This is a genomic window from Arachidicoccus terrestris (genome assembly GCF_020042345.1).
GTDB classification, from domain to species: domain Bacteria; phylum Bacteroidota; class Bacteroidia; order Chitinophagales; family Chitinophagaceae; genus Arachidicoccus; species Arachidicoccus terrestris.
This window is the reverse complement of record NZ_CP083387.1, coordinates 924,044-947,345: the sequence shown is the minus strand read 5'-3', so window position 1 is coordinate 947,345 and position 23,302 is coordinate 924,044. Positions and strand designations below refer to the sequence as shown.

Genomic DNA, 23,302 nt, shown 5'->3' with positions numbered 1-23,302 from the left:
CGGCAGGTAGGTAATCGGAGTACGTTAAAGCCCGAAAGCTGGTGAGCAGAGTGCTCTTTATAACGTATCTTTAAGCGATCATTATCAACCATAAAATCATTTACCCCGTGTTAACATCTGTGTTACAAGGAAAGAAGATACTACTGGCTGTTACCGGCAGTATTGCCGCATATAAGATCATTACCCTGACCCGGTTGCTTATAAAGGCGGGTGCGGAAGTAAAGGTTGTGATGACAAAAGAAGCGACGAAATTCGCTTCTCCGCTGGTATTGGGGACGCTGTCCAAGCATCCCGTCTACAGGGATCTGACAGAAGGGGATAGCTGGAATAATCATGTAGCTCTCGGCCGTTGGGCGGATCTTATGGTAGTCGCACCACTGAGCTGTAATACCCTGGCCAAGATGGCCAGTGGTTTATGTGATAATCTTATGATGGCTGTTTACCTTTCAGCTACCTGTCCCGTACTTGTGGCGCCGGCAATGGATGAGGATATGTGGCATCATCCTGCCACGCGGGCTAACATAGAACGCCTGAAGGAATATGGACATACCGTTTTACAGGTAGGGGCGGGGGAGTTGGCCAGTGGACTGGTCGGTGAAGGGCGAATGGCTGAGCCGGAACAGTTGCTTAGTGCGATACGTACTGCGCTCAGGGCAAAGACACTGCAAGGCAAAAAAGTGCTGATCACTTCAGGTCCCACTCGTGAGCCGCTGGACCCGGTCCGTTTCATCGCCAATCATTCCACCGGTAAAATGGGAGCAGCCCTGGCAGACGCGTTTTATGAAAAAGGGGCGACCGTCCTTTTTGTCCATGGGCCCGGCAGCAAATTGCCGACGTATCCGGAGATTACTAAGGTGGCCGTGCATACCGCAGCGGAGATGTACAAGGCGGCGGTCGCAGGATTTTCAGATGTGGATATTGCGGTATTGGCAGCCGCGGTAGCGGACTATACACCGGAAACGGTAGCCGATAAAAAAATAAAAAAGAAAGAAGCCAGTTTCACATTACCGCTTATTAAAACCCAAGATATTTTAAAGACCCTTGGCGAAAATAAAGGAGGTAAACTGTTAATAGGGTTTGCCCTGGAAACAGATAATTCCCTGGAAAATGCGCGTAAAAAGCTGGAGGAGAAGAAAGCAGATTTTATTGTGCTTAATTCGATGCAGGAACCTGGCGCCGGGTTTGGTTATGATACCAATAAAGTCAGCATTCTTTCCAGCAAGGGGCAAATCAGTGAAAGTACGCTGGCCAGCAAAGCAGAAATTGCCAATTTTATTATTGAGACAGCGCTGGAATCTGACAAGTAATACACTCAATAAAGGCAGCATATCGGCGTTATTAAATCAGCCTTGATCGATATGATCAAGTATATATCGCATGTCAATATTAAAAAAATATACACATAGCCTTTTAGGCCTGGTCCTGTGCCTATTCCTTGTTTTAGATACGCATAGCAGCTATGCACAGGAGTTGAATGCCCAGGTGACCGTTATTGCCCCACAGTTAGGTACGGCGGTAGATGCATCGATGGTCAAAGACCTGGAAAAGCAATTAACGGATTTTATCAATCAACGTAAATGGTCTAACGATCAATTTGCAACCGAAGAAAAAATTAACTGCAACTTTGCTATCGCGCTTACCAGCATTGCATCCCAGGACGTGTATGAGGCGCGTCTGACCGTACAGGCGGCCAGACCGGTTTACAACTCCGTTTACCAATCCGTTTTAGTCAACTATCAGGATCCGCAGTTCATCTTTAAATTCCGGCCCTTTCAGAAACTGGAGTTCAATCCTTCTCAGGTGGCAGGAACGGAAGCGCTCTCAGCGAATCTGACAGCTACGATCGCCTATTATATCAATATTATTCTGGGCATGGACTATGATTCCTTCGGGCTGGGAAAGGGCAAGCCTTTTTTCAAAAATGCGCATAATATCGTACTGGGAGCACCTAAGGCTGGTAATATTAAAGGATGGCAGGCTTTTGACGGACAGCGCAACCGTTATTACCTATCCAGTAATCTTACGGCAGGTAATATGGAAGACATTCATCAGATATTCTACACCTATTTCAGGGGCGGGCTGGATAGCCTATACAGTCATCCCAAAGAAGCCAGAAATAGTGTAATGAAAGCACTTTCGGACCTCCAGAAATTTAATCAGGCGCATGCGGGTTCAATGATTGAACAATTTTTTATGGAGAGCAGAACCGATGAACTTGTTGGCATTTTCAAGGAAGCGCCACCAGATATTAAAAACCAGGCACTGGCCATACTGACAGAACTCAATCCCAATGGCGCCTCAAAGTTTAATGAAGCGCTAAAGAATTAACCTGAATAATATTTAAAGACATACATCCTAATAGAAAGAACTACATGAAGCGTTTTCTCTTAAAATCTGGTTTTAATGGAAAAGCCCTGTGCTTTTCCATCAGTCTGGGCTTGCTCATTTTGCTGTCGACAGGCTGTAAGAGTAAGTATCCGCCCGATATCCTCAAGCCTGAAGAGATCAAACCTGTCCTTTTCGATATAATGGTAGCTACCGCCGTCAGGCAAATGGATACCACGACTGCGACAAAGCAACATATCAGAGACAGTATCACCCTGGAAGTTCACCGGGTACTGGCAGCGCATAAAATAGACGATTCACTGTACTTCAGAAGCATGGCTTTTTATGAAGCACATCCAGATTATTTGAAAAACCTGCTTGATTCTACACGTGCTTATGGAAATAGATTGCAGGATTCTTTGCAGAAAAAAAGGTTTGCCATGCCCGATTCCGGCCATCAACCGGCTATTCAACCTCATTCGGTAAAACCGGCAGCAAGGCCCGCCGTAGCACCTCCAAAAAAGCCTGTAAATCCGACTGTTAAAGACAGCGCGGCGGTTCCGGTTGAAAAAGTTAAAAAAGGCTTGAAAAGCAAAAATAATTAGTATTTTTGATTTTTCAAAACTAAATTTTGTTAACCAAAATGCTAAATGATTCTCAGACTATGAATTATTTTTTATTATAATTCTTTTAATTTGTTCATTTTCTTTGGTTTGTATATAGGATTTGTTTAACTTTATCTCTGAATCTTCATCTTAAAATGCTAAAAAATGAGAAAGTCAGATCTGGTAAACAACATTTCCGAGAAGACCGGAATCCCAAAAGTGGATGTACTGGTGACCATCGAAGGTTTCCTTAAAGAAGTTAAAGAGAACCTGGCCGAAGGCAACAATATTTTCATCAGGGGCTTTGGTAGTTTTATTGCCAAAAAAAGGGCAGCAAAAATCGGACGCAATATCAAAAAGAATATTGCGGTAGAAATTCCGGAACATTATATTCCGGCGTTTAAGCCTTCAAAAGAATTCGTTAATGATGTCAAAGAAAAGCTTAAAACGAACTAACTTCGCACAAATTTTTTAAGTGTGAAAAAACAGCAGTTAATACTTGTGGGAAGTGGTCTGGTCATTATTTTGTTGATGTATATCTTCGGTAATACGATCCCTCCTAAAAGTAGTACAGCTGGCATGGGTGGTCCGGATGTTGGCGCAGAAGTGCCCGCACTGACCACCCATGATGTTTTATCCGCAGCCAAGTCCAAGTTGCCCCCAGGTGAACAGACCCGAATTACCACGCTGGAAAATAATGTCGACCGGGGAGATATAAAAGACCTGAAAATCAAACAATATACCCAACTCTCCAGGTTCTGGGGAGATACCGTCGGCAATATGCCTCTAAGTTCTTATTATTTAGGGCAGGCAGCAAAATTGGAAAGTTCAGAACAAAATCTTACCTTTGCAGCCCGAAAGTTGTTGTCCTATGTGTTTGTGGAGCAAAGTCAGCCCATGCAAACCTGGATGGCGACCAACGCGAAAGAGTTATTTGAAAAGGCATTGGAAATTAACCCCAAGAATGATTCTGCTATTGTAGGCCTGGGTGGTTGTTATATGTTTGGCAACCTGTCTGGTAATCCGATGGAACAGATTCTAAAGGTGCGCAAGGTAGCAGAAGAGCATCCGGATAACCTGTATGCACAAATGATGCTGGCATTAGGTGCTGTCAAAACAGGACAGTATGATAAGGCGGCGGAACGTTTTCTGATTGTCGTACAACATCAACCGGGTAATCTGGAGGCGATCTTTAATCTGGCAGATGTTTATGATCGGATGGGGGATAAGGGAAATGCCATTAAATGGTATCAAAAGGCGAAGGACATGATTCAAGTGCCTGAAGCTAAAAAAGAGATCCAGCAAAGAATTGAAGCATTGCAGCAGCAATCATCATAATTTTTTTTAAAACTATAAAATTTATTTACAACTATGCCTTGTGGTAAAAAAAGAAAACGTCATAAAATAGCGACGCACAAACGCAAAAAGAGATTAAGAAAGAATCGTCATAAGAAAAAATAACCTTTAAAGGTCCATATTTCTTATTGGCGTTTACCTTATATACTATTGATGCCAGGAGTCCTTCCTGGCATTGGTAGCCTATAAAAGGCTTACTTAGCTTACTTGAAAAGTACACACCTTTACCTTCCTGCAGCTTTTATTCCTTTCCCAAACATTAATAAATGGCGGCTTAATGGTAGGTGCATTTTTATGTCCGGATGATAAACAATCCGTTTCGGCTGAAAGATTGCATCTTACATCAATTATCCGTTTTCACGCTGTGCATAAGTCGTTGCTGGCAGCAAACGCTTTCAGTGTTGCCGGTGCTACTGACGCATAGTATGATTGCATAAAATAAGGCGGCGCCAAATATTTGTCATTGGAGCAACGATTTGTTGAGCCCGGTTTCCATCCGGCGTATTGTTCAATAAGTCGCCAGATGACCCGCTGTCCATTATGCAGTATTTTTTTCCATGGTTTTATTGTATATGATCATGTGGCCAAAGGAATTTCCACCTGTCATATTTCAAGCAGCATAGTCATGGGAATCACTATTAAAAAAGATATTTGTGGATAAAGAATTGATTGTCAGAAGCACCTCAAAAGGGGTGGAGCTGGCATTACTGGAAAATAAAAAGCTCGTCGAATTGCATAGCGAACAGGCAGAAGCGGGCTTTGCTGTAGGCGATCTGTTTTTTGCAAAAGTCAAGAAATTAATGCCCAGCCTGAATGCTGCGTTTGTAGACGTAGGTCATGATAAGGATGCTTTTTTACATTATACAGACCTGAGTCCGTATATTAAGAGTTTAATCAAATTTACACAGAAGGCACAGCATGATAAAACACCCGGCGGATTCGACTTTTATAAATTTAATGTAGAGCCGGAAATTGTCAAGACGGGTAAGGTGACAGAAGTACTCAATGGGAGACCTAATCTGCTGGTACAGATCTTAAAAGAGCCTATTGCGTCTAAAGGGCCACGGCTGAGTTGCGAAATATCATTGCCCGGCAGGTTCATTGTCGTGACACCTTTTAATAATGTGGTTGCGGTGTCTAAAAAGATTCATTCCGCTGACGAGCGCAAAAGGCTTCACAAAATTGTAGAGTCGATCAAACCCAATAATATTGGCGTAATCGTACGTACCGCCGCAGAAGGAAAGAACACCGCGGAATTACATGAGGATTTACGCAGCCTACTGGAAAGCTGGAAAGAAATCCAGTTGAGCCTGCGAACTGCCAAGACACCCACCAAGGTATTATCAGAGGAAAATAAGACCACCAGTATACTGCGGGACCTGCTTACCAAGGACTTTAACCGGATTGTACTCAATGATAAGGATATCTACGAAGACACCCTGAAGTATATTAAAAAGATCGCACCGTCTAAAGCAGATATCGTCAAACATTACCAGGAGCCACAAAACATTTTCGACGCTTATGGCATCACCAAACAGATTAAGGCTTCCTTTGGGAAGACCATTAATCTTCCCAGCGGGGCTTATCTGATCATTGAGCATACAGAAGCTATGCACGTGATTGACGTGAATAGCGGCTACAAGAGCATCAGTAACAGTCAGGAAGAGAATGCGCTGGCCACTAATCTGGAGGCGGCTGAGGAAATCGCCCGTCAGTTAAGATTACGGGATATCGGCGGGATCATCGTAGTAGATTTCATTGACATGAAAAGCCCCGAAAACCGTAAGAAAGTTCAGGAAGCCATGAATGAACAGATGAAAAATGATCGTGCACGTCACGCCCTGGTGCCTATTTCCAAATTCGGTGTCATGCAGCTGACGCGTCAGCGGATGCGTCCGGAGATCAAAATCAATACGGCTGAAATCTGCCCCACTTGTAACGGAACCGGTAAGGTTACCTCTACCTTCCTGCTGGAAGATGAGATTGAAAATAAACTGGGTTATCTGATTACCCACCTGCATAAAAATATAACGGTGGAAGTCCACCCCATCGTTTACTCACATCTGACCAAAGGGGTGTTTAACTCTATCAAAAAGCAGTGGAAAAAGAAATTTAAAGTGCCTATTAATATTATTAAAAATAATAATCTGAACTTTATCGACGTTAAATTTTACAACCAGGAAATGGAAGAAATTAAAATCTAAATGGCTCCGGACGATCAGGGGTAAATTATTGGCAATCAGCCCTTGGACGGCTAGTCAAAAGATCCATTATATATAAATGAAAATCATAATTGTAAATTTTTAATATATTGATAATCAATTATTAATAAAGATTATTAAAAGTAAAATAGCCCCCTCTCAGAGGGGGCTATTTTTATGCACATACCCAGAAATTTATTTTTAGAATTTAAGGCAAACCCCTAACTTAGCAGCAGATTTTAATGAGTTAGTAAGTAGGAGGTTGGCGAGTAATTGCCAGCCTCTTGTTTTTTCTCTCCCGCATCGGATACCAGAGGGTAGCGATCAGTAAAGCGATGTATCCAAGGCAACCTGCAATGGCTATGATCTTCCAGCCCAGCTGTCCGGCGCCGCTGAAAAGCACGGCAATTTCTCCATATACCATCCTTAGATTCAAATAAATCAACAGAGCCGCGATGAGCCAGCCCAGGATTTGCGTTCTTTTTTTTATAGCAAATTTTCCCATCTGATAGGTGTCACTGACAAAATAGATCAGCGGAATGATTGCAAATGCGAGCTGCAGGCTTAAAATGACTTGACTAAAGATGAGTAACTTATCTAATTCTGATTCTCCATAGATTAAAATCACGCTTACGGCGGGTACGATAGCAATCATCCGGGTAATGAGTCTTCTGAGCATGGGATTCATGTGGAGGTTCAGGTAACCTTCCATAACGATCTGCCCTGCCAGTGTGCCGGTGATAGTAGAGCTCTGGCCTGCAGCAATGAGCGCAATCGCAAATAACGTAGGTGCCAGTCTTGAACCCAGCAGGGGTTCGAGCATCCGGTGCGCATCTTCCAGATTAGCTACAGATGTATTGCCTGATGTATAGAATACACTGGCTGCCAGTATTAGTATAGCGGCATTGACAAAAAATGCCAGGTTTAGGGCAATGGTGCTGTCAATCGCATTGAATTTTAATGCGAGTTTGATGCCTTTTTCCGTTCTTTTGATCTTACGTGTCTGTACCAGCGCTGAATGCAGGTACAGGTTATGTGGCATAACGGTTGCTCCGATGATGCCAATGGCAATATAGAGTTCAGCCTGATTTAAAGCGGTGGGGATAAAGCCCGTCACTACTTCTGCCATATCCGGCTTGGCCAATAAAAGTTCAATCAGAAAGGAAAGCCCTGTGATCGCGATCAGTCCTATAATAAATTGTTCCATTTTACGCATGCCGAGGCGTTGCAGATAAAATAGTAAGAAAGTGTCCAAAACGGTAATCAGTACGCCCCATAGGATCGGCAATCCTGTGAGCAGGTTAATACCGATGGCCATCCCCAGCACCTCTGCCAGATCACAGGCGGCGATGGCCAGCTCTGCTAAAACGTAAAGACAGAGATTGACTCCTTTAGGATAGGTCTGGCGGTTGGCCTGTGCCAGATCCTGCTGGCGTACGACACCCAGACGGGCACACATATTCTGCAGTAAGAGAGCAATTAAGTTGCTTAATAACAGAATCCAGATCAGTTTATAGCCAAACTGAGCCCCGCCCTGTAGATCGGTAGCCCAGTTGCCCGGATCCATATACCCGACACTGACAAGATAGGCCGGACCGATAAAGGCCATCACCTTTCTCCATCCGCGGCCACGGCTACTAGTGGTGTCTATACTTTGGTGGACATCACTCAGAGATTTATGTACCTGATGTTTATGATTAGAATGGTTGGTTGTATGACTTTTCATAGTGCTTGCCCGCAAAGAGGTGCTTCTAATGTTTTTTATGTATTGACCTACAAAATTACAGCTTTAAATTTGGTTAACCTAATTTTTTTATTTGTATAGTATAATTATGAATACTCGTTAGTGAAGCCGGCAGGAAAATGTGAATAAATAGAACTTATATAGCCTGGGACTGCCGATGATTTTGTATTATCTTCGGCGCTATATTTAACAACCCAAGTGTATTTTTTCAACTTACATGAGCAATTTTAAATTAGGATCATTTTATCCTATCAGTGAAAAGTATAGTAAACGTGCGGCATATTTCTCCATGGAATTTGCGATTCATCAACCCCTGAAAATATATAGCGGTGGTTTGGGCTTTTTGGCAGGATCACATCTACGCAGTGCCTATGAACTCAGCCAACACCTGGTCGGTATCGGCATACTGTGGAAATTCGGGTATTATGACCAAAGCCGCAATGCAGATCAGACCATGCAGGCCGGTTGGTCAGAGAAACATTATAGTTTTTTGCAAGATACCGGCATTCGCTATACCATCAAAATACATGACGCCGATGTCTGGGTAAAAGTTTTATATCTGGCACCGGAGGTTTTTAAAACGGCACCGCTGTTTTTACTCAGTACGGATCTGCCGGAAAATGATTATGTCAGCCAGACCATTACCCACAGGCTCTATGATGCCAATGAGGCGACCAAGGTCGCCCAGTATATACTGTTGGGAGTAGGGGGGGCTAAGTTGCTGGATTTGCTGGAATATGACGCTGAAGTCTATCACCTGAATGAAGCCCACGGGCTGCCGGCTGCCTTTTATCTTCAGCAAAAACTTGGAAGCAAGCAGGCCGTTAAGGAAAAACTGGTCTTTACCACCCATACGCCGGAGGAGGCGGGCAATGAAAAGCATAGCATTTATCTTTGTGAGAAGATGTCCTATTTTTGCGGTTTGCCACTGGAGGAAGTCAGGCAGTTAACCGGCATTGAGGGAGATCAATTCGATCATTCTCTGGTCGCACTGAGGTATGCGAGGCTGGCCAACGGCGTTTCTGCCTTACATGGTCGCGTGGCCAGCGAAATGTGGGGGCATTACGCGGATACCTGTAAAATCATCTCAATTACCAATGCACAAAACTGGACATATTGGGCAGATAAACAACTATACCGCTTTTTCAATCAGGGAGAAGACTGGTTGCTGGATGACCGTAAACAATACCTGAAAAAAAGAGCCTTCGAGATCGTGGCAGACCAGACAGGAAAAATATTTGACCCCAAAGTCCTGACCATCGTATGGGCCAGAAGATTCGCTGGGTATAAAAGGGCAGATTTGCTTTTGCAGGATGAAGCCAGGTTTTTAAAACTCATAGAAAATACCCGTTACCCGGTACAGATTATTTTCGCGGGTAAGCCCTATCCTATGGATTACGCGGCCATTGGCACTTTTGACCGTCTGGTTAACGAGAGTAAAAAATATAAGAATATTGCCGTACTTGTGGGATATGAACTGACGCTCAGCAAGCGGCTGAAGCAGGCCGCAGATGTCTGGCTCAATAACCCCCGGGTGCCCAGAGAGGCCTCCGGCACGAGCGGCATGACTGCCGCCATGAACGGCGCTATTAATTTTTCGACGCACGATGGCTGGATTCCCGAATTTATTAACCATGGCCATAACGGTTTTGTCGTGCCTCCTGTAGCGTATACCCATATGCAGCAACATGAGCAAGATAGCTATGATCTGAATAAACTCTATGAAATCCTGGAAGGGCAGATATTGCCCACTTATTATGATGAATATGACACCTGGCGTCAGATCATGAAAAATGCTATGCGGGATGTGCGCTATCAGTTTGACAGTAATCGAATGACACATGAATATTATGAATCTCTTTACTGATCACGTGTTTTTGCTGTTAATATTATTAACAGGATAGCTGCTGGTCGTAAAACCCGCCAATAAAGCCCGATTGTAACTGACTAACCAGCTACAATCGGGCTTTATGTATATATAATATATTGATTATTAATTTGTTATATTTGTTTCTTTCTCTGGTGTTCGTGGAAGGCTGGGGATAATAGTCCCGGCTTTTTAAGCACGTGTTTTGCACAACCCTATTGTAAATGTTATAATTGGTATGGTTTTTAAGGGTATGTAGATAACAAAATCTTATAATTATGGGTATTATTTCATGGCTTTTGTTTGGCTTGATTGCGGGAGTAATCGCCAAAGCCCTTCATCCGGGTAAAGATCCCGGAGGTTGGATTGTGACCATCATTATCGGTATTTTAGGCAGTGTTGTCGGCGGCTGGATCGGATCAGCTGTATTAGGCTGGGGCGAAATCGGCGGCTGGAATTTCAAAAGCTTTGCACTGGCCATTGTTGGCGCCGTTATCCTTTTATGGATATATGGCATGATCAAACGCAAATCTGCTAAAACCTAACGCATTTCATTGCATTGGGCAAAGCCCTTGTGAAACGGACCGGTGCTTCCGGCCCGTATCGCAAGGGTTTGTCTTTTTTAAAAATGAGGGATATTTCAGAATAGATGGCTAGCTGTTAAATAAAGGAGGGCTTTTTTACGTTATTGAAACGTTCATGCGCCGTCACCTGATTATACTTTTTTGTTCGCAAGTGTTACTGTTGCTGCTCGTACTGCTGCCTGCCGTTACGCACGCACAGTCCGTGAGCAATTTACGTCGTAGTGTTATCGCTACTGCTAATCTCGCCGGACATCATCCTATTCAGCTGGATAGTCTTAGTATCATACCGGGCAGCGTGCAGCTGGCGGCTCCCCCCGGCAGCTACCGGATCAATGAAGCTGCGGGAACATTGACCTGGCTGCGTCCGCTTCCCATGGACAGTATCAGCGTTACATACAGGGTCTTTCCTTTTCTTCTGGAAAAAGAAACGGCCAGATATGTATTAGATACGGCCAGAGCTGCCGTGGTCCGGCCACAGATGGAAGCAGCATACCGGTCAGAGCAAAATACGCTGTTTAAGTTTGGTAAAATAGATTACAACGGGAGTTTCGGGAGGTCTATGAGCATCGGTAATAACCAAAATGCTGTGTTTAATTCTGAGTTTAACCTGCAAATGAACGGTTTTATCGGGGACAGTATTCACCTGAGCGCCGCACTGACCGATGATAATATTCCGATTCAGCCAGATGGTACTACTCAGCAACTCAATGAATTTGATAAGATATTATTGCAGTTCAGCAAAAAGAACTGGGAAATCAATCTCGGTGATATTGATCTGAGAACCACGGGCTCTTATTATCTGAACTTCTATAAAAGATTGCAGGGAGCGAGCTACCGCCAGGATATACAGCTGGGTTCCAGAGTGAAAACCAGCACCACGGTAAGCGGTGCCATTGCCAAAGGTAAGTTTGCCCGCAATGTATTAGCTGTTACAGAAGGCAATCAGGGCCCTTACCGGCTGCAAGGCAATAATAATGAACTTTATTTTGTTGTGCTTGCCGGTACAGAAAAAGTATATTTAGACGGATCGTTGCTTATGCGGGGGGAAGATCAGGATTATACCATTGACTATAATCAGGCGCAGATCACTTTCACGCCCAAACACATGATCACCAGAGACAGTCGGATACAGGTTAGTTTTGAGTATGCGGACAGAAATTATCTGAACACCATGCTTTACGCGCAGAACAGGACTGATTTCTCTGATAAGTTTACGCTGACGGTCTCCGCTTACAATAATCAGGATGCTAAGTCACAGCCCATCAACCAGACACTGGATGCCGACAAAAGGTCTTTTTTGGCCGGCATCGGTGACAGCATCCAGAACGCTTTCTATCCTTTTGCAGAGAAGGACACTTTTTCCACCAGTAAGATCATGTATAAAAAAATAGATACCGTCTATGGAAATAGTCATGATTCAATTTATGTTTATTCGACCAGTCCGGACAGTGCCAGGTACCAGCTTTATTTTGCCCAGGTCGGGCAGGGAAAAGGTAATTATGTGCCGTTAATGAATGCGGCTAATGGAAAGGTATTTATCTGGGTGGCACCGGTTGACGGACAGCCGCAGGGCAGCTATGAGCCGGCTCAGTTTCTGGCAACGCCTAAAAAGCAGCAATTATTTTCCGTAAAAATGGACTATCATCCGGACAGCAGTTTTTTATTAAGTACTGAATTGGCTACCAGTAATACGGACATCAATACTTTTTCCGCACTGGATGGTGGGGACAATACAGGTTACGCAGGCAAAATCACCGCGCATAAAGACATTATCTGGCGGGGAAAGCGAAAAGAAAATCCCTACTCGCTTCAGGCGACTGCCGGCTATGAGTTTCAGACGGATGGTTTCCGGACGGTGGAGATTTTAAGGCCGGTAGAATTTGCCCGCAGCTGGGGACTGGACTTGATTCCGGAAAGCAGCGCGGATAAACTAGGGACCTTACATTTCTTACTGACACAGAAAAAGCTGGGCGATCTGGATTATGGATTTCAGACTTATCTCAGAGAGGATGGTTATAAGGGGTTCAGGCACGAATTGGGATATCGCTATACCAGTGTCAGTGGCTGGAACTTTAACGAACAGTTTTCTTATACGAATATCCACTTGTTTACAGCCGGCGGTTATTACTGGAAACCTCAGGTAGAGATCAGTAAAACCGTCAAGTCTTTCCATAACCTTACACTGGGCGCGAGATATGAGGCGGAGCATAATCAGATCCAGGACAACCGGACGGATTCCATGCAGCTGACCAGCTTTGCTTTTGAAACCATGACAGCCTATCTTAGGTCAGATCCCGCTTCTATGAATAGTTGGGCGCTGACCTATACCGCCAGAAAGAATAAGCTGCCCTTGGGAACAGACCTGGTGGGGTCTGATCACAGCCGTAATCTGAGCTTTGATCTGAGTTTACTTAAGAATCGTTATCAACAGGTAAAAGTCAAGGCAACCTATAGGGAACTGATGTTAGATAATGAAAAATTAACCAGCGGTTCCGTGCCTGACAAGAGTTTCCTGGGTAGGGTTGCCTATAATGTACATAGCAAAAGCGGTTTTCTGACGGGCAATGCGCTTTATGAGACAGGTGCAGGACAGGAGCAGAAAAGAGATTACAGCTTTTATGAAGTCTCTCCCGGGCAGGGGCAATATACCTGGAATGATTATAACGGTGACGGCATTCAGCAGCTGAACGAATTTGAGCTGGCCGTCTTTTCAGATGAAGCGACTTTTATAAAGATCTACACGCCGACCAACGAATTTATCCAGGCAAATTATACACAGTTTAACTATAGCGTGCAATTGAGCCCCAGAAGAGTTATCGGGGATTCCATTGGCGGTTTTAAAGGCTGGTTACGTAAACTGCAGCTACGTTCTTCATTGCAATCGGCAAAAAAACAGTTTGCTTCCGGCGGGCCGGTTTTTAATCCCTTTGCCACAGGTGTGGCAGATTCGGCATTGCTCAACTTCAATTATATCTTCAGCAATACACTCAGTTTCGGACAGATGAGCAGCAAATGGGGATTGGATATTACCCGGCTGATCAACTACAATAAATCGTTATTGACCTATGGCTCAGAAGCAACTAAAATGACTACCTGGGATCTGAAAGGTCGCTGGCAGATCTCACCGGCCTATAACTTCCAATGGGAACAGCAGTTCGGGACCCATGACCTGACCACACCAGCTTTCACCAGCCGTAATTTTGCATTACGTTCCATGAGCGCCAATCCCACGCTGACATACACTAACCGGACCAAATGGCGCCTGATGGGAGGTTATGAATATGAGAAAATAAGCAACCAACCGGTCTATGGCGGAGAGTCCGCAACCAACAGCACGCTGCAGATGGAGGGTAAATACAATGCCGTACAACAAACCAGTATAACCGCCAGGTTCCAATATAGTCATATAGATTTTGACGGCGACGAGGCCAGTACGGTCAGCTATAATATGCTGGAAGGTTTGTTGCCCGGAAAAAACTACCGGTTTGTGATTGAGCTCAATAAAAGGCTGATGGGCAGCCTGGAATTAAGCTTTCAGTATGAAGGGCGTAAATCGGGGGATGCTAAATTTATCCAGATCGGCCGCGCCAGCATACGGGCGATATTGTAAGGGGCGTAGGTCAGCAGCGCTCGTTTATCAACGGGGCGGCTGATCCAATCTGATTAACCGGATACCGTAACTCTCCTGTTCATAGTAACCAAAGGAGCCGGGGCTGTTTTGATTGGCCTGATAGATGACATGCGAAACGGCCTGGGTGAATAGGCCGATATTTTTTTTAAAACGCATCTGGGCAAATAGTTTTTCCTGATAAAGGCTGGGGTCAAAGTCTCCCGAATTACCGTTGGTCTGATCTATTTGATGGACAGTTAACAGGTCATCTCCGGTGCTGAGATCATAGGTATAGGACCAGCCGTAATAAAAATCACCCGGATCTAAGTCAGAACTGAAATAGCGGTTCCCTTCCCAGCTATAATCCTGACGGACCGGATCGGTCAGAATGATGAAACGGCGGTTATGCTGGTCAATTAAAGCAGCCGTATGCCGGTTAAATACCAGGCGGTATGTCAACTGGTAGGCCCAGCTGCCGGGCATTGAAGCAGCCGTTAGATATCTGTAAACAGGATAGCTCGTATCCTGGTCAGTTATCTCCGGTATGCCCACGCTGTCTTTGGCATAGTAGCGGACCGTATCCATGGACACGCCAAACGGTGCCGCCACAATAGAATCTAATGTATAATAGCTGATATCTCCGGCCTGAGTTGGTAAATAAGTGCGAAAGGAAGTCAGTGTACTGCCATAATCCTCCAACTGTTGTTTGGAACAGGCGCTTAGCAATATCAGTAAACACACCGTCAGGCTCAGATAGCTGCGTACGCTGTGTAAAAGCAGATGTTTTTTTTCAGCAGACACCGGATAGGTATTTGCTCGTGATAATGTCTCTTTTTGGCAGTCCGGTCTGTTGCTGTTATGGGTGGTTTTTATCATTAAAAACATTTAAAATAAAATGGGCTGTCTGCCTGTTCTTTCTATAAACGGTAATCAGCCCATTTTATTTTACTTTTTCCCGGCCATCTTTTAGCTTCTTTCGATAGCCCTGAGCCATCGTTCGGGAATTTCATTCTGCGTAGCCAGAATATAATCGGTATAACTGCATGGGAGGAAATGGCCATCGGGCAGTTCCATCCACCAGCGACCGGTCTTTTTACTTTGCAAAAAAGTGGTTTCCATCTCTGCGAAAGCCAGATGAAATTCATTAAAATTCTGACGGGTCTGGGGATCGGCTTCCTGTTTGCCCTGATGGATCCCATCAACCAGATACCAGGCCAGATGGCTTAATTGTTTGGCCGTCTGAAAGTTTCTGTCCAGGTGTTGCTGATAATCATAGAAGCCGATGCTGCTGACCTTACTGCTCATACCGGCAAACTGCATTAAACGACAGGCTTCTTCCCCGTTAAGACCGTTAGGGGTCATCAGATTGGCCGGCGCGTGTCCGCTTTGAATAGCAGAAATATCCAGGCTGATCGCATCCGAGTGCCGGATAGGTGGCTCTACTTCTTCGATTTTTTCCTTGACCCTTCCGACCCGTACACAATCAAAACGAAGGCGGTCAATGACTTCCAGCATTTCCGGGTGTACAAAGTAACTCTGAAACCCAAGGTGATTATAATGGTTCAGATAATTCGGTGACTGGGTAAACATATCCAGCAAGAATCTGTCAGCAGGCGCCTGACTATCTGTGTCCATGTCCATTTTAGCATCAATACAGCAAAGATCGAAGGTACGATCCAGTTTGCCATAGGCGGCACACTGAGCGGTCGTCAGATCATGGGAGCCGCCGATAATCAGAATTTTCGCATTTTGCAATAAAAGCAGTTCTGATAAAACAATTTTTAAGGCAGCGTAGGAGTCAGAAAGATTTTTACCAAGAACAATATTACCGATGTCAGCAATTTTGACATTTTTATGCCATTGATAGAGTTGATAGAATTCTGTACGGAAAACATCTGCTGAAGGGGTACCCCTGTTTGGAAAGCCCTTGCCTCTGTATTCTCCGATACCTACAATAATCAGATCGGCATCGGTTAAATCCGGGAAGCTTTCTTCATAACTGGTAATATAATAGCCAATCTGGGAGGTTTTAAAGCCTTCGTCCTGGGAGAGTTCAAAAAGATGTACGGGTTCTAGAAAATCAATAATGGTTTGTTCGTTAAATGATGACATTGTGTAAGCGTAAAATTTTAGACAAAAATAGGGTAAATGCGCCATTTTAAATGCCGCATGTGCATCTTTGCTAAATAAATTAAAATTTTTATATATTGTTCACTTGTTTTCAGTTAATTGCAAGAGGAAAAAAGCGGATCGCTTTTGCCTTGCGGAGGCATGCAGCCCTCATTAAAATACACGGTTTAAAAAGGGGCAAATCCCCTAAAAAACCGTAACTTCGCTACACTTTTTTAAAAGCCTAAAACGTAATTTTAAACAATCATATGAGTCAGGAAAATACGCCGGATTTGGACAATGTAAATGCAGCTGATAAAGGAAATCAACCAAAAACCTATGGGGCAGACAGTATTCAGGTATTAGAGGGGCTGGAAGCCGTGAGAAAAAGACCCGCCATGTATATCGGCGACGTGGGCGTAAAAGGATTGCATCATCTGGTTTATGAAGTCGTGGACAATTCCATTGATGAAGCGCTGGCCGGATTTTGTGATACCATCGATGTAAAGATCCATGAAGATAATTCTATCTCTGTACAGGATAACGGCCGCGGTATCCCCACGGGCATCAATACAAAAGAAAAGAAAAGCGCCCTGGAAATCGTCATGACGGTACTTCATGCAGGGGGCAAGTTTGATAAGGACACTTATAAAGTTTCGGGTGGCTTGCACGGTGTGGGGGTGAGTTGCGTTAATGCACTGAGCTCCCGTTTGAAGGCCGTTGTCGAAAGAGAAGGCAAGGTCTTTGAACAGGATTACCATAAGGGAGTGCCGGATGCTGCCGTTGCGGAAACGGGCCTCTCTGAAAAGACCGGTACCTATATCCACTTCTGGCCCGATAATACTATTTTCCAGACAACGATTTATCAGAAAGATATCCTGGAAGCAAGATTGAGAGAACTGGCCTATCTGAACAGGAAGGTCCGGATAACCCTGACGGATCTTAGAGAGAAGGATGAAAATGGGAATGCTTATTCAAAGGAATTTTATAGCGAAGGTGGTATTGTCGAATTTTTGGAAATTCTGGACAGGCACGCTAAACGTTCACCGATTATTGCCAATAGCCTTTATGTAGAAGGATATGATGAGGCCTCCAATGTGACGGTAGAAGTAGCGATGAGCTATAACGATGATTTTAAGGAGCACATATTCTCTTATGTCAATAACATCAATACCATCGAAGGCGGCACGCATGTTACCGGTTTCAGACAGGCGCTTACCCGTGTCTTTAAGAGCTATGGTGATAAAGAAGGCCTGTTTGAAAAAGCCAAAGTAACCGTGGAAGGTGATGACTTCAGAGAAGGTTTATCTTCTATTATTTCTGTAAAGGTGCCTGAGCCTCAGTTTGAGGGACAGACCAAGACCAAATTGGGGAATAGTGAAGTCAGCGGTATTGTCCAGACGACCGTGGCCCGTTCCCTGGAAGCTTATCTGGAAGAAAATCCTAAGGAAGCTAAAAATATTATTCAGAAAGTTATCCTGGCAGCACAGGCCAGGGTTGCTGCCAAGAAAGCCCGTGATATGGTACAGCGCAAATCTGTACTTAGCGGTAGCGGCCTTCCGGGTAAACTGGCTGATTGCTCGGAACGTAATCCGGAAAAATGCGAATTATACCTGGTGGAGGGAGATTCAGCAGGCGGTACGGCTAAACAGGGACGTGACCGTTCTTATCAGGCGATTTTACCACTCAGAGGTAAAATACTGAATGTGGAAAAGGCCATGGAGCACAAGATATATGAGAACGAAGAAATCCGGAATATCTTTACGGCCATGGGGGTGACGATCGGTACGCCGGAAGATCCCAAGGCTTTGAATCTTTCAAAACTGCGTTATCATAAGCTGATCATCATGACGGATGCCGATGTGGATGGAAGCCACATTGCCACGCTGATCCTGACTTTTGTTTTCCGGTATATGAAGGAACTGGTGACACAGGGTTATGTTTATATCGCCCAGCCTCCTTTGTATTTGGTAAAAAAAGGTAAAGAACAGGAATATGCTTATAATGAGGAACAGCGAAAGGCACTGGTAGCCAGAATCGGCGGTGGTAAAGACGACAGTGTAAATATCCAGCGTTATAAAGGTCTCGGTGAAATGAATGCCGATCAGCTTTGGGAAACAACCATGGATCCCGCCCGCAGAACCTTAAAACAAGTGACCATCGATAATCTGACAGCCGTAGACGAAACCTTCGCAATGCTGATGGGGGATGATGTTCCGCCAAGACGCGCCTTTATTGAAGAAAATGCTACGTATGCCAGGATCGATATCTAGTATTGCCTGTAGCGGATAACATGTTGAATTTATCAGAAACAAATTAAGACCCACGTGCATGTAGATCTGCATGTGGGTTTTTTGACTGTTGTAAAGAGATGCTTTATTTAATGTGAAATCGACATTTGGGAATTAAATAGGCGCCTGGCTTTATATCTTCAATATGTCCCAGATAATTGAACAATAAACGGGCCTCGTTTCGTTATCTTGAAGCGTTTGACAGAAAATGACATAGGTTCCTATAATTTTGGTATCAATTGCAAGGAGGGGCAAGCCGAAAACCCTGAACAGAGTAAGCATTCACTTAAAAATTTGTCAAAAATGGGAATCTTAACAACGTTATTAGCCGTATTGACTGCACTTTTAGGCAGCTTGGGTCTCTAGTAAGCTTACAAAGTTTTCAGAGAACTCAAGATTAAGAGTTTGAATCTCCCGAAATTTCGGGAGATTTTTTATGGTGCATGTGCCTACTTTATATTACCGTATAATGTGAAATCTGAACAAAGTGCCGGTTTGATTTTTAACCATCTGGGAATAAGACTTTTATACTATTAAATTATTTTTAAATTGAATATAATTTAATTGAATACAAAACCGTTTGACAAAAAATGACATAGCCAGGTTTAACTTTGGTAATACTTGCAAGGAGGGCCTATGCTGAAAACCCTGAATAGAGTAAGCGCTAACTTTAAACCTATTTAAAATGGACATTTTAGCCAAATTAATCGCCATCTTGACTGCACTTCTAGACAGTTTGGGCGTCGGAGGTATCTAGTGCGTTTTGAAAGCATTTAAACGCTAGATTAAAAATCTGGATCTCCTGATAACGGGAGGTCCATTTTTATTACTACAGGTGTTTACTGGCCGGAATATTGTTGACATGAATTTGTTTGCCAGAGATGGGTTTGTGCCCCACCGGCCGGCCAGACCGACTTATCATAATAACTGAAGTATCTATTCGCTGGTTGCTAGCCCGCCCATTTTTTTGTTACTGCGTTAAAAGCCGAAAAGTTCACCATGTTGACAGTGGATAAAAGCTTATTTTGGGCTGCTATTCATAACAGTCACAAGCAAGCATTATGGAAGGAGAACAACCTAAAAGAAGTACTGAGATTATTGAAGCTTATTTTGATTTTCTGGATCGGCATATAGAGGAAGTGATTAGCGGCAAAGCAACAGCATTTATGGAGCTGGGGCAAATTGCGCAGGAGCTGGCCATTTCACATGGGCATCTGTCGGATACTGTCCGGAAGATTAAAGGGAAACATCCCTGTTATTTTTATGATGCAAAAATCATTGACAGAGCCAGGCAGATGCTTTTGGAGACTGACGGCTCAATCGCACATATCGCCATGGTGCTTACCTATGATCCTTCCAATTTTTCTAAATTCTTTAAGAAATGGACGGGAGAAACGCCGGGAAACTTTCGAAAAAATCATAGGAACAGTCCATGAAAGTTCCGAAAAGTTCACCATGACTACCCCATATATTCAATGGATCTTTGTTACTCATCTAAATTGATAATTATGCGTAACAATGATTTGAATGGAAAAATCGTATTGATTGCCGGAGGCGGCAAGAACCTCGGCGGGCTACTGAGCAGGCAATTTGCCGCATTGGGTGCGAGGCTGGTGATCCATTACAATAGTGAGAATACGAAAGCAGACGCCGAAAAAACACTGGCTGATGTTAAGGCGGCCGGCGCTGATGCTATACTGGTACAGGGAGACCTTACTCGAGTTGCCAATGTCACGAAGTTATTCGACGCTGCAAAAGAAAGGTTTGGCAGCATCGATATAGCCATCAATACTGTAGGTAAAGTCCTGAAAAAGCCGTTTGTAGATACCACTGAGTCGGAGTATGACAGCATGAGTGATATTAATTCAAAAGTCGCTTATTTTTTTATTCAGGAGGCCGGTAAAAATCTCAATGATGGTGGGAAGATCTGCACCATTGTCACCTCCCTGTTAGCTGCTTACACCGGCTTATATTCAACCTATGAAGGTTTGAAAGCGCCGGTGGAGCATTTTACGCGCGCCGCCTCCAAGGAGTTTGGAAGCCGCGGTATTTCCGTTACCGCAGTGGCACCGGGCCCGATGGATACACCATTTTTTTATGGACAGGAAAGTGAAGATGCGGTTGCCTATCATAAATCGGCTTCTGCTTTGGGTGGGCTTACAGACATTCATGATATTGCCCCGCTCGTGTTGTTTTTAGTCACACAGGGTTGGTGGATTACGGGGCAAACGATATTTGCAAACGGAGGTTATACGACCAGATAAAAGCCCATCGGCAGTAGGTATAAAAAACGGGTGACCGGAATTATATGTAATTCCGGTCACCCGTTTTCTCTAGTTTGGCCTTTTTCTAGATAAGGCAAAAAAAAATAGCAATTTAGTTGGTTATATTGCTATTTTTTGTGATCTTTATATCTAGTTAAACGACTAGATATGGGATATCCAACTAAAATTCAGATAATAAAAAGAGCAAAGAGTGAGCAATGGTATGTAAATTTTCCAGCTGCCGTGGCTCAGGCAATAGAATTTAAGCAAGGAGAGATTGTTGAGTGGGTGATAGATGATCACCAGCGCCTAGTACTTCAGCGTAGTGATGAATCCGTAAAAGATCTTAAAAAAAAACTCCCCAAAAAGAAGGAGTAGTTGCTTGCTTTAATGAATTATTCGATAGATGTATAACAGCTTTCAAGCAATCCAGAACTTTTCAGAGAGCTCGCGATTTGTCTCACGGAGTTATTTCATGTATTGGACGTTGTACGATAACAGGGATGTTAACAGCAAGTGGGAATCAGTTTAAGGACTGGAGTGCGGCCTATCGAATATTTAAGGGTGAAAGAATGGATATGAATGCAATTTTTTCTGAAGTTAGAAAGGAGGTCGTGTATCAAAATAGAAAGAAAGGCGATTTTATTTATGCACACATGGACGATACCCTGTTAAGGAAGAGAGGGAAGAAAATATCAGGGACCGGATGGCTAAGGGATCCACTTGGCCCCCCGTTTTGTAATAATTTCATTTGGGGCCAACGATTTGTTCAACTCTCTTTATCGCTCATTGAAAAAGACCTCTGCGGTCCATCAAGGGCCATCCCGGTAGACTTCAAACATTGTCCTCCCACCAAGAAGCCGTCAAAAAATGCGACCGACCAGGAAGTAGCACTATACCGGGAAAGACAGAAGAAAGAAAAAATGAGCGAAGTAGGCGTCCAGCGTGTCATAGCCTTGAGAAAGTGCTTAGATGACGATGGCTATAAAAATAAAAAACTTATCCTGAGCGTGGACGGCAGTTACACGAATGGAACTGTTTTAAGGCAACTTCCAGAAAATGTAGAACTCATTGGCCGCATAAGGAAGGATTCAAAAATTTATGCTCTACCAGAAGAGCAACAATCAGGAAAGGGACGTAAACGATATTATGGAGAAGAGCTCCCCACACCAGAACAAATCCGACAAAGCGATGACTATCCTTATCAGCAGGTTGAAGCATGGGCTGCAGGAAAGATGCGTACATTCAATGTGAAAGTTGTAAAAGATATACGCTGGCGAAAATCAGGTAAGAGAGACTTAATGCTGATCATTATCAGGCCAGTTTCCTATAGGCTCACCAAAAAATCAAAATTACTGTATCGTGCTCCCGCCTATTTAATATCAACCAATCAAGAGATAGATATTTTCCTGCAGGTCCAGGCTTATATTAGAAGATGGGAGATAGAAGTCGGCTTTAGAGATCAGAAAACATTAATGGGATGTGGTCAGGCACAAATCCGGGAAAAAACTGCGGTAGCAAAAGTTCCGGCATTTGTATCCGCATGTTATGCTATGATGATACTGGCATCGCACAAACAGCAGCAGTCCAAATCAAAAAAACAACTCCCTGGGCCTAAATGGTACGTAAATATTAAAAAGCAAAGGGTTACTACTGGTGATATTATAAATAGATGTAGAGTTGAAAATTGGGCGCAAAGTGTAAATATTAATTTTTCCGACTTCGTGAACATTGAAAAAAAATTATCGAAGTGCGAAAAAATGGCAAATCCCTCATTTTCCTCCTTCTTTTATGCCAGAAATTAGCCAAACTAAAGAAAACGGGTGACCGGAATTATATGTAATTCCGGTCACCCGTTTTGGCTGGAGGCCGGCTGGTCTTAAAGGATTAAAATCAACACCAGAATAATAATGATAATGGCACCCACAGAAAGGTAGACACCACCACCTATCGCGCGCGCTTCTGTTTTCATTGATTTTAACTCGCTACGCAATTCTTTTTTCTCCGCCCTGGTAAGATTGGATTTATCCATGGCTTTGATCTCGTTGACCCTGTTAACGATCTCGTCGAGTCGGGCCTGCTGCTGGGCCGTTAATTCTTTTTTAGCCTCGGTCTTGGCTTTTTTGCCGGGACCGCCTGCCGCCATGGCGCTTTGGAAACCAAAAGACAGGGCCAATGCCATTACAAAAATGCTGATTGATTTTTTCATGTGCTGGATTTATTTGATTAAAGTTTAAGTTTTGAAATTAATGTTCCGGGTTCTGATTTATTGTATTAAAGTTACAAATATTCGTCCAATATTCACCTATTGAAATAGTTTATAAAAATGATCACCAAAATCCAGGC

18 protein-coding genes are annotated in these 23,302 nt (G+C 43.8%); 14 read left to right on the top strand and 4 right to left on the bottom strand.

The genetic code is table 11. The features are described from left to right. Positions 1–107 precede the first annotated feature (107 nt). The 6 genes from coaBC (at position 108) to K9M52_RS03695 (ending at position 6,490) form a co-directional block, all read left to right on the top strand. Positions 108–1,307 carry a bifunctional phosphopantothenoylcysteine decarboxylase/phosphopantothenate--cysteine ligase CoaBC gene (coaBC, locus tag K9M52_RS03725; protein ID WP_224070721.1) on the top strand — a complete coding sequence of 400 codons (1,200 nt, stop codon included), beginning with the start codon at positions 108–110 and terminating at the stop codon, positions 1,305–1,307. 70 nt (positions 1,308–1,377) lie between these two features. Further along, on the top strand, positions 1,378–2,328 hold the full coding sequence (gene porD, locus K9M52_RS03720; protein WP_224070720.1) for a type IX secretion system protein PorD: 951 nt from the start codon (positions 1,378–1,380) through the stop codon (positions 2,326–2,328). 44 nt (positions 2,329–2,372) lie between these two features. Then, on the top strand, positions 2,373–2,930 hold the full coding sequence (locus K9M52_RS03715; RefSeq protein ID WP_224070719.1) for a DUF4296 domain-containing protein: 558 nt from the start codon (positions 2,373–2,375) through the stop codon (positions 2,928–2,930). Between the two features lie 165 nt (positions 2,931–3,095). Beyond that, positions 3,096–3,386, top strand: coding sequence for an HU family DNA-binding protein (locus K9M52_RS03710; protein ID WP_224070718.1), 291 nt, complete (start codon positions 3,096–3,098; stop codon positions 3,384–3,386). A gap of 21 nt (positions 3,387–3,407) precedes the next feature. Then, positions 3,408–4,268 (top strand): tetratricopeptide repeat protein, encoded by an 861-nt coding sequence (locus tag K9M52_RS03705; RefSeq protein WP_224070717.1) that lies wholly within the window; start codon positions 3,408–3,410, stop codon positions 4,266–4,268. A gap of 671 nt (positions 4,269–4,939) precedes the next feature. Then, positions 4,940–6,490, top strand: a complete 1,551-nt coding sequence (locus K9M52_RS03695; protein ID WP_224070716.1) for an Rne/Rng family ribonuclease — start codon at positions 4,940–4,942, stop codon at positions 6,488–6,490. Between the two features lie 244 nt (positions 6,491–6,734). Here the strand turns inward: K9M52_RS03695 and K9M52_RS03690 are convergent, their stop codons facing one another. Continuing rightward, positions 6,735–8,213, bottom strand: coding sequence for an Nramp family divalent metal transporter (locus K9M52_RS03690; RefSeq protein WP_224070715.1), 1,479 nt, complete (start codon positions 8,211–8,213; stop codon positions 6,735–6,737). Positions 8,214–8,448: 235 nt separating this feature from the next. Between K9M52_RS03690 and glgP the strand changes: the two genes are divergently transcribed. The 3 genes from glgP to K9M52_RS03675 all read left to right on the top strand — a co-directional run bounded on the left by glgP (position 8,449) and on the right by K9M52_RS03675 (position 14,292). Next, positions 8,449–10,098, top strand: a complete 1,650-nt coding sequence (gene glgP / locus K9M52_RS03685) for an alpha-glucan family phosphorylase (RefSeq protein ID WP_224070714.1) — start codon at positions 8,449–8,451, stop codon at positions 10,096–10,098. 278 nt (positions 10,099–10,376) lie between these two features. Beyond that, on the top strand, positions 10,377–10,643 hold the full coding sequence (locus K9M52_RS03680) for a GlsB/YeaQ/YmgE family stress response membrane protein (RefSeq protein WP_224070713.1): 267 nt from the start codon (positions 10,377–10,379) through the stop codon (positions 10,641–10,643). Positions 10,644–10,797: 154 nt separating this feature from the next. Next, positions 10,798–14,292: a hypothetical protein gene (locus K9M52_RS03675; RefSeq protein WP_224070712.1), complete on the top strand. Its 3,495-nt coding sequence runs from the start codon at positions 10,798–10,800 to the stop codon at positions 14,290–14,292. A gap of 27 nt (positions 14,293–14,319) precedes the next feature. Here the strand turns inward: K9M52_RS03675 and K9M52_RS03670 are convergent, their stop codons facing one another. Both K9M52_RS03670 and K9M52_RS03665 read right to left on the bottom strand, forming a co-directional pair. Continuing rightward, complete coding sequence (locus K9M52_RS03670; protein ID WP_224070711.1) at positions 14,320–15,168, bottom strand: hypothetical protein; 849 nt, start codon at positions 15,166–15,168, stop codon at positions 14,320–14,322. Between the two features lie 90 nt (positions 15,169–15,258). Then, entirely contained in the window at positions 15,259–16,404 is a 1,146-nt protein-coding gene (locus K9M52_RS03665; RefSeq protein WP_224070710.1) for an arginase family protein, read from the bottom strand. 266 nt (positions 16,405–16,670) lie between these two features. Between K9M52_RS03665 and gyrB the strand changes: the two genes are divergently transcribed. From gyrB to K9M52_RS03640, 5 genes are all read left to right on the top strand, one after another. Continuing rightward, positions 16,671–18,674 carry a DNA topoisomerase (ATP-hydrolyzing) subunit B gene (gene gyrB / locus K9M52_RS03660; RefSeq protein WP_224070709.1) on the top strand — a complete coding sequence of 668 codons (2,004 nt, stop codon included), beginning with the start codon at positions 16,671–16,673 and terminating at the stop codon, positions 18,672–18,674. A 1,079-nt stretch (positions 18,675–19,753) separates the two neighbouring features. Continuing rightward, the gene (locus K9M52_RS03655; protein WP_224070708.1) at positions 19,754–20,128 is read left to right on the top strand and encodes a helix-turn-helix domain-containing protein; all 375 of its coding nucleotides are present in this window, start codon (positions 19,754–19,756) and stop codon (positions 20,126–20,128) included. 72 nt (positions 20,129–20,200) lie between these two features. Then, entirely contained in the window at positions 20,201–20,956 is a 756-nt protein-coding gene (locus tag K9M52_RS03650) for an SDR family oxidoreductase (RefSeq protein WP_224070707.1), read from the top strand. Positions 20,957–21,124: 168 nt separating this feature from the next. Then, positions 21,125–21,334: a hypothetical protein gene (locus tag K9M52_RS03645; protein WP_119986438.1), complete on the top strand. Its 210-nt coding sequence runs from the start codon at positions 21,125–21,127 to the stop codon at positions 21,332–21,334. Positions 21,335–21,366: 32 nt separating this feature from the next. Further along, positions 21,367–22,761, top strand: coding sequence for an IS701 family transposase (locus tag K9M52_RS03640; RefSeq protein ID WP_224071853.1), 1,395 nt, complete (start codon positions 21,367–21,369; stop codon positions 22,759–22,761). A gap of 74 nt (positions 22,762–22,835) precedes the next feature. On the opposite strand, the gene K9M52_RS03635 is transcribed toward K9M52_RS03640, so the two are convergent. After that, positions 22,836–23,165, bottom strand: coding sequence for a hypothetical protein (locus tag K9M52_RS03635; protein WP_224070706.1), 330 nt, complete (start codon positions 23,163–23,165; stop codon positions 22,836–22,838). Positions 23,166–23,302: the final 137 nt, after the last annotated feature.